This is a genomic window from Rhizorhapis sp., from assembly GCF_035276005.1.
Classification (GTDB): domain Bacteria; phylum Pseudomonadota; class Alphaproteobacteria; order Sphingomonadales; family Sphingomonadaceae; genus Rhizorhapis.
The window spans coordinates 1-12,783 of the sequence record NZ_DATEMB010000021.1 but is presented as its reverse complement, the minus strand read 5'-3'; the positions used below and the strand labels follow the sequence as shown (position 1 = coordinate 12,783).

Annotated in this window: 11 protein-coding genes and 1 tRNA gene; 9 read left to right on the top strand and 3 right to left on the bottom strand. The window is 61.1% G+C overall.

Features of this window, described 5'->3' with window-relative positions:
* Positions 1-145 precede the first annotated feature (145 nt).
* The 4 genes from VJS46_RS05905 (at position 146) to VJS46_RS05890 (ending at position 2,167) form a co-directional block, all read left to right on the top strand.
* Positions 146-221 (top strand) — tRNA-Ala (locus VJS46_RS05905).
* A gap of 641 nt (positions 222-862) precedes the next feature.
* Positions 863-1,171: a helix-turn-helix transcriptional regulator gene (locus tag VJS46_RS05900; protein WP_324058538.1), complete on the top strand. Its 309-nt coding sequence runs from the start codon at positions 863-865 to the stop codon at positions 1,169-1,171.
* Between the two features lie 300 nt (positions 1,172-1,471).
* Positions 1,472-1,975, top strand: coding sequence for an RNA polymerase sigma factor (locus VJS46_RS05895; RefSeq protein ID WP_324058536.1), 504 nt, complete (start codon positions 1,472-1,474; stop codon positions 1,973-1,975).
* A 54-nt stretch (positions 1,976-2,029) separates the two neighbouring features.
* Entirely contained in the window at positions 2,030-2,167 is a 138-nt protein-coding gene (locus VJS46_RS05890) for a hypothetical protein (protein WP_324058534.1), read from the top strand.
* A 361-nt stretch (positions 2,168-2,528) separates the two neighbouring features.
* Here VJS46_RS05890 and VJS46_RS05885 read toward each other — a convergent pair whose 3' ends face one another.
* Both VJS46_RS05885 and VJS46_RS05880 read right to left on the bottom strand, forming a co-directional pair.
* On the bottom strand, positions 2,529-3,212 hold the full coding sequence (locus VJS46_RS05885) for a hypothetical protein (RefSeq protein ID WP_324058532.1): 684 nt from the start codon (positions 3,210-3,212) through the stop codon (positions 2,529-2,531).
* Between the two features lie 192 nt (positions 3,213-3,404).
* Positions 3,405-5,351, bottom strand: coding sequence for a hypothetical protein (locus VJS46_RS05880; protein WP_324058530.1), 1,947 nt, complete (start codon positions 5,349-5,351; stop codon positions 3,405-3,407).
* A gap of 535 nt (positions 5,352-5,886) precedes the next feature.
* Between VJS46_RS05880 and VJS46_RS05875 the strand changes: the two genes are divergently transcribed.
* Genes VJS46_RS05875 through VJS46_RS05855 form a run of 5 tightly spaced genes read left to right on the top strand, consistent with a single transcriptional unit; the run spans position 5,887 to position 12,178 of the window.
* Positions 5,887-6,318: a hypothetical protein gene (locus VJS46_RS05875; protein WP_324058528.1), complete on the top strand. Its 432-nt coding sequence runs from the start codon at positions 5,887-5,889 to the stop codon at positions 6,316-6,318.
* Entirely contained in the window at positions 6,318-6,848 is a 531-nt protein-coding gene (locus VJS46_RS05870; protein WP_324058526.1) for a hypothetical protein, read from the top strand. Before VJS46_RS05875 ends, VJS46_RS05870 begins: the two co-directional genes overlap by 1 nt.
* 7 nt (positions 6,849-6,855) lie before the next feature.
* Positions 6,856-8,562: a TolC family outer membrane protein gene (locus VJS46_RS05865; protein ID WP_324058525.1), complete on the top strand. Its 1,707-nt coding sequence runs from the start codon at positions 6,856-6,858 to the stop codon at positions 8,560-8,562.
* Positions 8,559-10,781: a type I secretion system permease/ATPase gene (locus VJS46_RS05860; protein ID WP_324058524.1), complete on the top strand. Its 2,223-nt coding sequence runs from the start codon at positions 8,559-8,561 to the stop codon at positions 10,779-10,781. Before VJS46_RS05865 ends, VJS46_RS05860 begins: the two co-directional genes overlap by 4 nt.
* Positions 10,778-12,178, top strand: coding sequence for an HlyD family type I secretion periplasmic adaptor subunit (locus VJS46_RS05855; RefSeq protein WP_324058522.1), 1,401 nt, complete (start codon positions 10,778-10,780; stop codon positions 12,176-12,178). The genes VJS46_RS05860 and VJS46_RS05855 overlap by 4 nt, the downstream gene beginning before the upstream one ends.
* Positions 12,179-12,361: 183 nt before the next feature.
* Here the strand turns inward: VJS46_RS05855 and VJS46_RS05850 are convergent.
* Positions 12,362-12,783, bottom strand: a 422-nt coding sequence (locus VJS46_RS05850) for a hypothetical protein (protein WP_324058520.1), incomplete at its 5' end; no start/stop codon positions are given.

The window sequence follows — 12,783 nt, the reverse complement described above, 5'->3', positions numbered from 1 at the left end:
ACGCAGGAGTAACGTCCCACCTTTGCCCCGGCAGATCGACGGGGGTCCCGACATGTGGAATTTTGATTCAGGACGCTCGCGCATTTTTGAGAAAAAAGACCGTTGCATGGCTGCAACCGCTCGCTTATAGGCAGCGCTCCTTTTCGGGGCCGTAGCTCAGCTGGGAGAGCGCGTCGTTCGCAATGACGAGGTCAGGGGTTCGATCCCCCTCGGCTCCACCATTTCCATTTGAAATCATTGGATAATTTCCCCTTCAAGGGGGCGGGCCTAATTTGGGGCCTAACTTCAGATCGGATTTTTTTTGAATGATCTGAAGTTTTCCTTGCTACTCAATGATGCCAAGGATCAGCGAGGGACAAGGCGGCAACTTTAGGGCCTGAGGAAAGACGATCGTTGATCTACTGCTCCCCAGCAATGCCGATCCGCCAACATGATTCTCCGCTTCGATGAGTTCCCTTCTGTGGCGGTCGCCATATCCCGACGAACTATAGCACTCGGGAAATAAATTTTTCGAGCTGAGAGGGCGCATCGACCGAGTCCCAGGTGTCAACCCTTTGGGAATGTAAGGGCTGTTTCCCAGGAGGTGTCGTGCGGTTCGCCGTGATGACGCTTGCCGATTGGGTGGCAGTCATTGAGGTGGCGCGCCATTTCCCGTGGCGCCTTGCTGGGCTGCCTTCGCATATGGAAGGGGCGCCGTCATGGCGAAGCGAGCTTGAGTGTGGGTACCGAATTTGGCTCCAGCGGAACTGGGGTGATACGCGCGGACCCCGCCCGTCCAGAAATTGGAAATTACGCGACCCCCCAACGTCCTCGATGCCGACCGTTACTCGCTCCTTGGCAAGTGAGCCTGTCAAAGAGCCTCATGCGCCAACGGTTGGATTCGTCAGTTACGATGTCCGATATCGCTTTGAATTGCCGGCTTTCAGTAAGCTATTTTGAACGTGCCTTCGCAAACTCGGTTGGAATTTCACCATATGCATGGCTCTTGGAGCAGCGGCTCATGCAAGCCAAAGATTTTCTCCTCATTCCTTCAATGCCGATTGCGCATATCGCGTTAGATTGTGGCTTCACGGACCAGGCTCATTTCACCAACACCTTTTCGCGTAAGGTTGGTATGACGCCAGGTGTATGGCGAAATAAGCATTCGCCTCCGAAGGAGTTGCAAGGATGATAGCTGAAGGTTCTGAGCGGAATACAAGTTCGACCACGGGGCTATTCACGGGAATTTAGGGAGTCGGTGATTCTAGAGGCTGAAACACATTGGCACATTCCTCTAAAAGCGGCACTGGCCATTGTCCCGGTAGAATTTCAAGGACAGATGAAGATGTTCCGCTTGGGAGCGGCATCTCTGGGCTCAAAGTGAAGGTCGTGGCGCAACATGCGCCGTAGCCATGGAAACCAACTGCCGACGACCGATCGGATAGAGGCGGAAGGCCGGCCTTTGGCGCCTCTGTGCATTGAGCGGGAGAACATGGCGCCTGCAATCGATTTGTTACAGTTTCTAACGAAGGATTACGCCCACCTTTTGCGGCGGCTCACCAGGAGATTCGGTTCTATCGACTTCGCCGCCGATGCTCTCCAAGATGTGTATGTGAGGCTTCGAACCGGTCCGCTAAAAGGCAAAGTTAGCAGACCGCGCGCCTATTTGTATCGAATGGCGGTCAATCTGGGCCTCAATCTTGCCCGACGAGATGAACGCAGCAGGCCGCTAGAAGCGAGCCTGATCGAAAATTTCGCGGACACCGCGCCCAATTCGGAACGAATCGTGGCGGGGATAAATGAATTAGACTTTGTTCTGCAGGAGCTTCACAAATTGCCCGACCAACGCAGGGCCATATTCCTGGCGAGGTGGCGCGACGAAAAGGAGCTTGCAGTGATCGCGGGCGAGTTTGGCTTGCATCGCCGGACCGTGCAAAAGGAATTGGCGCGGACAGAGAAGCATTTGCGGATAGTGCTCGGCCGGAGCGCGAAGTAGGAAGGGTTGTCCTCAGTCCGCGGGCTAGGGTCGCACTTTCGAACGTCGCTTTCCGTGATCGATCCGATAGCAGCAGACGTGGTCTCAGGTTTCCGGGATAAAGGGACAGAAGAAAGAGGGGCAACTGTTTCGGTGGGTGATTCCGTACTGGCGCTGGAGAAGCGGATCTTGCAGGCCAATGGAAACTTCTGAAATGGTGCAAATTGTCGTGGACGTGTGGGATTTCCTGTATAAGTAATGATGCCTAAACAATAATAGGGTCGCGTGGTGTGGGTCGGGCGGAAGCTGGAAGGCCGCTTCTGACTTGCAGCCAGCAATGCGGCGTTGCACTCCGTCGCCGTGTCGGGAGGGCATCCGATGACCTAGCGGGCTGATCGGCGCGGTGTTGATCGAGACGGTCATGGCAAGTTCCTCTTCGCTGAAGGAACTTCCAACCTCAGAGGGCAACCTCGCCCCGCTAAAGGCACATATTTACCGCACTGCCGTGCCCCACGCGACCCTCCCGCGACGCGGGTTCGTGCTTGGGTCGCGCCCGGCGTCGTAGTTGGCCCAATTAATGTTTCGTGACCGACGACAACTGCGAGCTACCTTCGAACGTCAAGGTGAGGGGCCAGAGCGCTGTCTTCGTGAAAAAACGCTCGGTCCGGTTTTGCCGGGTCTCATGCAATAGGCCGAGCCAGCTAAGGGGCCGAAGGACATGCACATAGATGAGCGATTTTATATGGTAGTCCTTATCATCGCTGCCCGTCAGCCTGGCACAGAATTGCTTGTCCGTGACACCTGAATGGGCTTCGACGTTCACGGCGTTGAGGACCGAAACCCATTCGATTTCCAGCATGTCATCGTGACCGGCGGAAAGGAGCAGATGCTGGGCCAGTGTAATCCAGAGGCTTCCCGAATGCTCCAACAGGTCCTTGCCTATCTTGGTTATGTGCAGGAAGCCTTTGCGGTGGCGGGCGAGCTTGGCGACCAGCAGCAAATCATGCAGAATGGCCAATGGCGGAAAGTCATGTTCGTTCAGGACCTTATTAATCGCATAAAGTTCGTCGGCGGTGTAGCCAGGCCAATTGAAGGCTTCCGCGGCCCAGGTGACGAAGTAGCGCTTTATCGCCCCGTTGGGCGTGAGGCCGATCGGACCGGCTTCGGCGAGATGACGCAATGTGAGCACGGCCGCGCGATGGAGGGGTGATAGCGCCAATTGCGGGGCGTCAGCGGCTGGGGCGTGAAACTCGATCATCGTGATACGGCTTCTGCCGCGTTGGGCACCTAGAGACAAGAACCGTCCAATCAGCTCTCGTGGCGCGGCTGCGCTGCGCCATGTCTTGAAGGGAAACGCGGAAAACCGGACTGACTGCGGCTGGAGATGAAAAATCGGCGGTTGAACCTCGTATAAGGGTCGAAGCTTTCGAACACCTTCCCCGCGGGCATGTTATGCTGCCCGTGCGAACGGCGATAGGATCAGGGCGCGCAGCTTTTCCCAATATAATGTGGTCACCAATAACACTCCGCAAAGGAATAGAGTGGCCGTGGCGATGATGTGTCCGGTTGCCGGGAAGCTGTGGATGACGAAGGGCATGGACACAAGGATCGCAGCCCGCCGGTCAATGGCGATGGCTAGCAGAACGAGCGTGATGAAAAGCGCGCCGATGATCCAGCTCGCGTTTGCGAGACTGCCTATCAGGCTGAAGAGGGCCGGCAGGATCATCAGGCTGGCCGACATATGCAGCCAGAAGGCGATGTCGCATCGCAGAGTCCGGCGTTCGGAGTCCGACCTGTCCAGCAGCATGGCGACCGCGAAGGTGATGGCGCCGGCGAGGATGGCCCTTTCCTGCAACAGGGTCAGCATGGCGCCGCGGTTCTCACCGCCGCCGACGGCTATCAGGGCGGTTAGGGGCGTGTATAGGATCGGCAACAATAAGGCTTGAAACGCATAAGCATAGCTCAAGGCTATACGGTGGCGCCATGCAAACAGCAGATTGGCGACGGCACCGCACAGGCTTGCCAACAGCAGGATCGGCAACATGTGGCTGACGAGCTGGGGCTGCTGCCAGAAACCAGGCTGAAGAAAGCGGGCCTGCTCGCCGCCGGCGAGATGCCAAAAGATGATGATGCCCGCATAGCCAGCGATGAAGGAGAAGGAACTGGCCAACTGAAGCGCAGGCAGAGCCATGCGCCGCCGCCGGACGAAATATTCGGCCGCGCCCCAGCTGGTGACGGTCGGCAGAACGAGCAGACGCCAATCGAGTATTGAGAGGAATGAAAAGTCTGATCGAGGCGCCGCCGCACCTGGCATTACGAACAACCGCAGGGAAATGAGGCAGCTGCCCGCGATCAGCGTGCTGAGGCCCATCGCCACGAATATGTCGTTGAAGCTGAACACCAACCGTAGAGGCTCGGTTTCGCTCGCGGGGGTGTCCGGCCTTGGCACCGGCGGATTGCTGATGACGGCCGTGGGAACCACGCGCCGGGACAGGGCGGCGGGGGCGATGGCGAGCAACCAGCGGCGCAGATGATTCCAGGCAACCGACAGCAACAATATGCCGCCGCCGAGCAGCAGCGCGACGATGGCGACGCTCTTCAGAGGTTCATCCTTGGTCGCGACCAGTGAATAGAGCGCATAGGCAACATAAAGGATGCTCGACACCAGGATCGGGCGTCGGTCCACAATCAGCGCCATGATGGCGAGGATGAGAAAGAGCAGCAGGATCGGCAGCGGACTGTCGGCCGGTCCATATCCCAGCCCATCATGCAGGATCGCGAAGGCACCGTGAACAACCAGGGGCGCGGCCGCCAGATGCAGCCAGAAGGCGACATCGGCCCGCCGCGTTTGCCGCAGGCGGTCTGAAATATCCCAGGCCATGGCGATGCCGAAGACCACCAGGCCCCAGAGCAACGCCATTCCGGATGCTGAGCGGTAGCTTTGGAACGGTGTGAAGGAGAAGAGATTGGTGGACGATCCGCCCGCCAGCAGAACCAGCGTCAGGATCGACGCGGCGGCGGCGGCCGGGATCCTGAACCGGCGCCAGTAGAACCATGTCGCGGCCGCCCCCAGCAAGCTGCCTAAAATCCCAAGCGTTGGTGCCAGCGTCACTTGGACGCCAGCCACAAAGCCGAAGGTCAGCACGATGGCGCAAGCCGCCAAGTTTCTTCGTTCGACCAGCGGACGGCTTAGCCACCATGTCAGCGCCGCCATGGTGACGCCCGCCAATGCGCCCAAACTTGCGCCCGCCAGACCGCCCATGGTTATAAGGCCGATCGCCAGAACCACCGCGGTGAAAAGATCGGCAAAGCCCGTCACGAGCCGAAAATGCTCCTCCCCGGCAAGAGCGGGAATAACGGCCCGTTCGACGGGAGCGGCGGTTTCCGGATAGTGCATGACCTCCGCTTATCGAGCGCGGGTTAAGGCCGCGTCAACCGGTCATCATGAGACAGGCGTCCGTCAACGATCCGGAGTGGCGATGTTCTTGGCGGCTTTGATGGCGGGATTGTGATTGCGTGGTTATGGCGTTGCCGGGATGCCAGATGTTCTCCCATCATGCGCCACGGTCTCACGGCCCTGACGGGCGGTGAGACGCTTTGCTGATTTGTGTCGGGAACGATACAAATTGTCGTGGACGTGTAAGATTTGTTGTGCAAATAGCGAAACATAAAGAAGATATGGGGTCGCTTCGGTTTATCGGGCGGAGCAATTTGCCTGAGTTGAAATTGAAGCAATAGCAGCGTTTCCTGGGGTCATGAAATGCTGGTTCCGGTGCGGTTGCACCGGAAGGCATCATCTGCCTGTTGCATGAATTGTGGTTGCTGCGTTGTGCTTGATGGTGCGGCGCGGTGTTGGTGTGTCTGTTCATGGCTGTTGCGTCCCCTGGGGGCGAATAGTTGGCGGATAGGGACGCTGCATACAGGGGGGTGTAATGCGGTTCATGATCCGCGCGATGCTTGTCGCGCTCGTTTCCGCTGCCATGGGCGGTGTTCCCGCTGGTGCACAGAGCAGATTATCTCCCGCACCTGCTGTCGGTTATGATGGCCATGGCATTGAAATTCTGTCCGGCGTTTTCGGGCGCATCGGCAAGGCGCGAAAGCAGGATATCGTCGAACGGGCGCAATCCTTGTGCGGAACCGGCGCAAACAGCTGCCAGCTATTCTGTTCCGAGACCAGTTTCGGACGTTATAGCCTTGGCCGCAAGCCAATCTGCCGGATCACCTGGCGCTGCCCCGACGGAAACGTCCACGCGATCGAGGCGGCGAAGGAAGAGCCCATGCTGATGCGATGTTCCGGGCCCGCAAGGATCGAGCCAGCGGTGGATGAGCTCGCGCCGCTGACCTACACGCCGCCGGGGCGCTGATGAGGGGGACGTTTCTGGCCGCGGCCGCGATTTGCGCGGTGGTGACCGGCTGTGCCGGGCCGCACGTGCCTTTCACCCACCGTCATCCGCCCACTGCTCGGCATCGCGAGGAAGTGGGTGATTGGCGACTCCAAATCCGGCGCGACAAATTCACTGGCGAAATCGCCTGCCGTCTCTTCGACCGCAATCACAAGGCATTCTTCCTGGGCGGCGCGGTTGCCTTCCGTTTCCATAAGGACTGGAACACCGGGCGGGCGATCTACCGGCTTGACGGAGACGCACCGCGCCATTGGCGCGAAGATCTGCCGGAACTCATTCGCATCGGCGCCCCGTTCGAGCGCGGCGGGATAGATAATCCGGGGCAGGGCCTGGTGTGGATTCCCTTCAGGCGGCTGGAGGGGGCTAACTCCATTGCGATCGAGGCCCGGCCTGATCGCGCTCCGGTCACATTCCATTTCCGGGGCTTGAAGGGGCTCTACCAAACAGCCATCGACCAGGGCTGCACGCCCGACAGTCGCTTTGTCGGATGAAGGGCGCATGCGCAAAGCTGGTTCAGCCCTTTTGATGGGTCTCGCGCTCGCCCCGGCCTTCGGATCATACCCCTGGTCGGCGGCGCATGCGGCGCCAGCCCGGGCTTACCCGGTCCGTGCCGACGGAGCGACGCGGGTCTCGGAGCACTGGCGTCTGCCGAAGCTCGATGTGCCCCAGGAACCCGCGCCGACCGAAACGCTGGCCGATGCGCTCGATGCCGCCTATCGAAGCGCGCCCGCCCTCCAGGCGCGCCGCTATGACCTGAGGGCAAGCGATGAGGATTATGCCCAAGCGCTGGCCGAACTGCGCCCCACCGTGCAGGCGCAGATAGGCGGCAGCTACAGCAAAACCGTCCCGGGGCGCACGACCCAGGCTGACCGTCCTCTGGCTGATCGTCTCGCTTCACCGATCATCACCACCAACAATGCCGCCGCCGAGATGATCGTCGATCAGCCGCTTTACACCGGCGGCAAGGCCAGCGCTGACGCCGCGGTGGCGCGCGAGGCGATACACGCCGGGCGCGAGGAGTTGCGGGCAACGGAGGGCGATCTGTTCTTGCGAGTGATCACCGCCTATGCCGACGTGCGCCGTGACAGCGCGACCCTGGCGTTGCGGAAGGCCAGCGTCACCCAGCTGGAATCGACCTTCTACGAGGTGACGGCCCGGCGTCAGGCTGGGGAACTGACCCGCACCGACATCGCGCAGGCGTCCACTCAGGTCGATGCCGCGATTGCGACTTCCAACCTTACTGAGCAGCAGTTGCAGCAGGACCGTTCGGCCTTTGCCGCGCTGGTGGGGCACGATCCCGGCATTTTGGCGCCAGAGCCGCCCTTGCCCCAGCTTCCGCACTCGCTCGATGCGGCGTTCGACCTGGCACAAAGGCTCAATCCGGGGCTGTCACAGGCAATTGCCACCGAGCGTGCGTCCCGTGTGCGGATCGCGGCGGCAAAGGCGGAAGGCCACCCGCGCGTGTCGCTTCGCGGGACGGCGCGCCTCGGCGGCCAGGCCGCGCCCTTCTCGCTGCACAATGAGGACCAGGAATTTGCCGGTCAGGCAGTCCTGACCATCCCGCTCTGGCAGGGCGGCCGAACAAGCTCGCTGGTCGCGCAGGCGCGCGATCGCAATGCCGGCGATCGCGAACGGATCGAGGAGGCGCGCCGCGTCATGGTGCAGGCTGTGGTGGACGCCTGGAACGGGGTCGCGACCGCGCAGCGCAATCTGGTCGTGCAGGAGGCCCAACTTGCGTCCGCCCGCGTTCTCGACGAGGGGACATTTCAGGAATATCGGGCGGGCCTGCGTTCCACTTTCGATGTACTCTTCGCGCACGGCTCTCTGCGCGACGCGGAAATCGCGTTGGTTTCCACCCGGCGCGACCTTTACGTCGCGCAGGCGACGCTCCTGCGGCAGATCGGCCTCCTCGAAGCGCGTTCGATCCTGTCGCAGACGCCGCTCTATGATCCGACGGTCAATACGCGCGAGGCCGCGCGCCGGAATGCCCTGCCATTCGATCCGGCGCTGCGCAGCCTCGATCGTGTCGCGCAGCCCGAGGCAACCCAGCGCGGACTGGAGCAGCCGTCCTTGCCTGACCGCAAACCCGAGATGATGCCCGCCACAACGATGCCGTCCGTGACCATGACCACCACACCCGCCTTGCCGCCATTGCCTAGCACGGTCGGTACGCCCAAACCCGCACATCGGCGTAAGCGGCCATGAGCGCGGACTACACCGCACCGCCGCCCGAGCCGGAGCAGACGATCGGTCTGGCGAGCGACGAGAGCGGCCTCGTCGCCTTTGCCGCCCTGCTGGCGATGCATCGCATCGCCGTCGATCCGGCGCAGTTGCGTCATAGCCTTGGCCATTATCGCGCGATCGAAAGCGAGGATCTGCTGCGCCTAGCGAAGATGCAGGGCAAGGAAGCGGGTATTCGCGCGCGCTCTGTGCGTGCCACCTTCGAGAAGCTTGAGCGCATGCCGGTGCCTGCACTAGCCAATGGGCCCAATGGCTGGTTCCTGATCGGGCGGGTCCAGGGCGGGGAGGCGCTGATCCAATTGGCCTTGCCGCAAGCGGGTGCCGATGGTTCGGCGATCCGCAAGGTCGATAGGGCAGCGCTTGAGGCAATGTGGTCGGGTGAACTGGTGCTGCTGACGACGCGGGAAAATGTCGCGGGCCAAGCGGGCAAGTTCGATGTCACCTGGTTCATTCCGCAGATCGTCAAATATCGCCGGCTCATCGGCGAGGTTCTGCTCATCACTTTGGCGCTCAACCTGCTCGGACTCGCCGCGCCGCTGTTCTTCCAGAATGTGGTCGATAAGGTGCTGGTCCATGACACCCTCGATACGCTGACGGTGCTCGCCATCGGCTATGTCGCGGTGTCGCTGTGGGAAACCGCCTTTGGCTGGCTGCGAACGCGGCTCTATTCGCGGACGAGCCAGAAGATCGACGTTGAACTTGGCGCCCGACTGTTTCGTCATCTGCTGGGCCTGCCCATCGGCTATTTCGAGGCGCGCCGGGTCGGCGACATCGCCATGCGCGTGCGCCAGCTCGAAACGATCCGGGAGTTCCTTACCAACGCCTCGCTGACCGTGCTGGTCGATCCGGTGTTCACGGTGGTGTTCCTCGCCGTCATGTGGATTTATTCGGTCAAGCTCTTCGTGATCTCGGTGTTGACCATTCCAGCCTACATCGCAGTCGCCCTCTTCGTGACGCGGCCGCTGCAGGCGCGGATCGAGGAAAAGTTCGAGCGCAGTGCGGCGAATAATGCCCTGCTCGTCGAAAGCATCGGCGGCATCCAGACGGTCAAGGCCGGCGCGGTCGAGCCGCAATGGCAGGAACGCTGGGAACGGCAGCTGGCGGGCTACAGCATGGCCAGCCAGCGGGTGATCGATCTTGGCAATAGCGGCAGCCAGTTGATCCAGCTCATCTCCAAGCTGAATTTGGCCGCCATCCTCTATTTCGGCGCGGGAGCGGTGATCCATCACCAACTGACCGTGGGCGGGCTGGTCGCGTTTAACATGTTCGCCCAGCGCGTGTCGGGGCCGGTGATCCGGATGGCGCAGCTCTGGCAGGACTTCCAGCAGGTTCGCATAGCCATCGCTCGTCTGGGCGACGTGCTCAACCAACCGACTGAACCGGGCGCGGGCAGCCGCACCGCGCTGCCTGCGATCCGCGGCGATATTACCTTCGACGGCGTCAAGTTCCGTTACAGTCTCGATGGGCCGTGGACGCTGGATGACATTGACCTGGTGATCCCGGCCGGAACCTCGCTCGGGATCGTCGGTTCCTCGGGCTCCGGCAAGTCGACGCTGACCAAGCTTCTCCAGCGGCTGTACGTGCCGCAGGGCGGGCGCATCCTGATCGACGGGGTCGATATTGCCCAGATCGATCCCGCCTGGCTCCGGCGCCAGATCGGCGTGGTGCTTCAGGAAAATCTCCTGTTCAACCGTTCGATCCGCGAAAACATCGCGCTCGCCAATCCGGCCATGCCGCTCGAGGCGGTGGTCGAGGCAGCCACGCTTGCCGGCGCGCATGAGTTCATCGTCCGTCTGCCCCAGGGTTATGACACAGTGGTGGAGGAGCGGGGCGCCAACCTCTCGGGTGGTCAGCGGCAGCGGCTAGCTATTGCCCGGGCCCTTGTGACGCGACCGCGTATCCTGATCCTCGACGAGGCGACCAGCGCATTGGACGCCGAAAGCGAGGAGATCATCCAGAACAACCTCAAGGCGATGAGTGCGGGCCGCACCGTGTTGATCATTGCCCACCGCCTTTCCGCCGTGCGCCAGTGTGATCACCTCATTGCGCTGGAAGCAGGGCGTATCGTCGAGCGCGGATCGCATGATGAATTGTTGCGGGCGGGCGGGCGCTATGCCGACTTGCACCGGCGGCAGACGGGACTTGCCATGGCGGGTCTCGCGCCTGTGGAGAATCCGGCATGAGCGGCCTCGCCCATAGCTGGCGCGTGATACGCGAGGCGCTGAAAGCGGATCGCGAACGGCGTCGCAATGCCGTGCTGAGTGCCGACGCGGAATTCTTGCCGGCCGCGCTCGAGGTGATCGAAACGCCGGTTTCTCCGACCGGGCGGCTGACCACATGGATCCTTCTGGCGGGGCTGGTCGTGACGATCTTGTGGCTTGTGCTCGGGCGGGTGGATGTGGTGTCGAGTGCGCCGGGCAAACTGATGCCAGCCGGCAGCGTCAAGATCGTACAGTCGGCGGGCAGCGGCGTGATCCGCTCGATCCTCGTGCATGATGGGGACCATGTCCGCAAAGGACAATTGCTGATCGAACTCGACACCACGCTTGCCACCGCCGAGTTGCAGCAGGCCGAAAAGGCGCTGCTCTCTATAGAACTCGACGTGGCGCGGAACAGGGCGATTGCCGATGCGCTGAGCGGAAGGGGAGGGGCGCCACATTTTGTTGCTCCTGCCGGAACGCCGCCTGAAATCGCCGAGACCCAGCGCCGGCTGGTCGATGCGCAGGTAGGCGAGGTTCTGGCAAATGTTGGTGGCCTGGAAGCCGCACGCCGTTCTGCGCTTTCGGAGGCTGACGCGGCGTCAGCCACGCGCGCCAAGCTGGACGAGACGATACCGATCCTCGACCATGAGCTGGCAGCGATGCAGCGACTGGATGAGAACGGCTATGCTCCGGGGCTCCGTCTGCTGGAATTGCAGCGCCAGCGGCGATCGGAAGCGGGGGACCGCGACGTCGCTGTTGCTCAGCATGCCCGTGGCCTTTCCGAAGCGGGCAAGATGTCGCAGCAGATCGGCCAGACACGGGAACAGGCACGCCGCATTGCGTTGGCGGACCTCGCCAAGGCCGAGAGCGAGGTCGTTTTGCGCCGTGAGGATGTAATCAAGGCCAGGCGGCGCACCGGCCTTCAGCGTCTCTATGCCGCCGAGGATGGCACCGTGCAGCAGCTGGCGGTGCATACCATTGGCGGCGTTGTTGAACCCGCGCGCACGCTCATGGTGATCGTGCCGGCCCGAGGCGGTATCGAACTCGAGGCGCATGTGCTCAACAAGGATGCGGGCTTTGTGCGCGAGGGCCAGGATGCGGTGGTCAAGCTCGATGCGTTTCCGTTTACGCGCTACGGTACGATCCCGGCCAAGGTGGTTTCGCTTAGCCGGGATGCCGTGCCCGATCCCAAGCTTGGTCCCACCTATGTCGCCCGTGTCAGGCTTTCGCGCGCCAGTCTGATTGTCGATGGCAAGCCCGTGGCGCTGGGTTCCGGGCTCAATGCCGTGGCCGACATTCGGACTGGATCGAGGCGGATTATTTCCTGGCTCTTGAGCCCGGTTCAGACCACCGTGGCGCAGGCGGCGCGGGAACGTTGATTTGAAAGGATGAGGCTTACCGTCGGAGTCCGATCTCCGGCTTGTCTTCTCGACTGGCGACACTGCCGATATTGCAAGCGAATGCTGCAGTCATTCTCTTCGAGGGATCAATGAAGGCATCGTAGCTTGTGGTTTGGGGTTCGCTGCTTTCACATCTTCTGAATGATTATGTTGGGGTGTTTTTCATCTTTCTTTTTCTATAACCATCCACTGCCCAATCAGATCGGACGTGCGTGGTTCATCGCGTGATCTCACGATAGGGACACGCGCAAGCTGCAGGCATAAGCGAGGGGCGTTTTGCATGACCTTGCAGGGATCAGGGTTCACCCCATTTGGTCCGACATATCGTCGCTGGGGGATTTTGTCCCCTGAGAACGGGAAGGAGATTGCCAGCCATATAGCTTCTCCCTCCGAAATCGGATTTTGCCCGCTACTGAGCTGATCCAACAGAAAGTCATATGTAGGTGCGGCCAAGGCACCACTTGCGTTGATGGCCGTATGTGTTGGTATCGGACCTCGGCCAATATCATTTGGTTCTTTTTCTTCTTCGATATTGAAGTGACTGCCTTTCCAAAGGAATGGGTCGCTGTGGCGAATAAGGCGAA

Bases quoted from the DNA above. Each gene is read 5' to 3' on its own strand.
- VJS46_RS05860 (WP_324058524.1), top strand. From the start codon at position 8,559: ATGAGCGCGGACTACACCGCACCGCCGCCCGAGCCGGAGCAGACGATC.
- VJS46_RS05900 (WP_324058538.1), top strand. From the start codon at position 863: ATGCGCCAACGGTTGGATTCGTCAGTTACGATGTCCGATATCGCTTTG.
- VJS46_RS05885 (WP_324058532.1), bottom strand. From the start codon at position 3,212: ATGATCGAGTTTCACGCCCCAGCCGCTGACGCCCCGCAATTGGCGCTA.
- VJS46_RS05865 (WP_324058525.1), top strand. From the start codon at position 6,856: ATGCGCAAAGCTGGTTCAGCCCTTTTGATGGGTCTCGCGCTCGCCCCG.
- VJS46_RS05855 (WP_324058522.1), top strand. From the start codon at position 10,778: ATGAGCGGCCTCGCCCATAGCTGGCGCGTGATACGCGAGGCGCTGAAA.
- VJS46_RS05870 (WP_324058526.1), top strand. From the start codon at position 6,318: ATGAGGGGGACGTTTCTGGCCGCGGCCGCGATTTGCGCGGTGGTGACC.
- VJS46_RS05875 (WP_324058528.1), top strand. From the start codon at position 5,887: ATGCGGTTCATGATCCGCGCGATGCTTGTCGCGCTCGTTTCCGCTGCC.
- VJS46_RS05880 (WP_324058530.1), bottom strand. From the start codon at position 5,351: ATGCACTATCCGGAAACCGCCGCTCCCGTCGAACGGGCCGTTATTCCC.
- VJS46_RS05895 (WP_324058536.1), top strand. From the start codon at position 1,472: ATGGCGCCTGCAATCGATTTGTTACAGTTTCTAACGAAGGATTACGCC.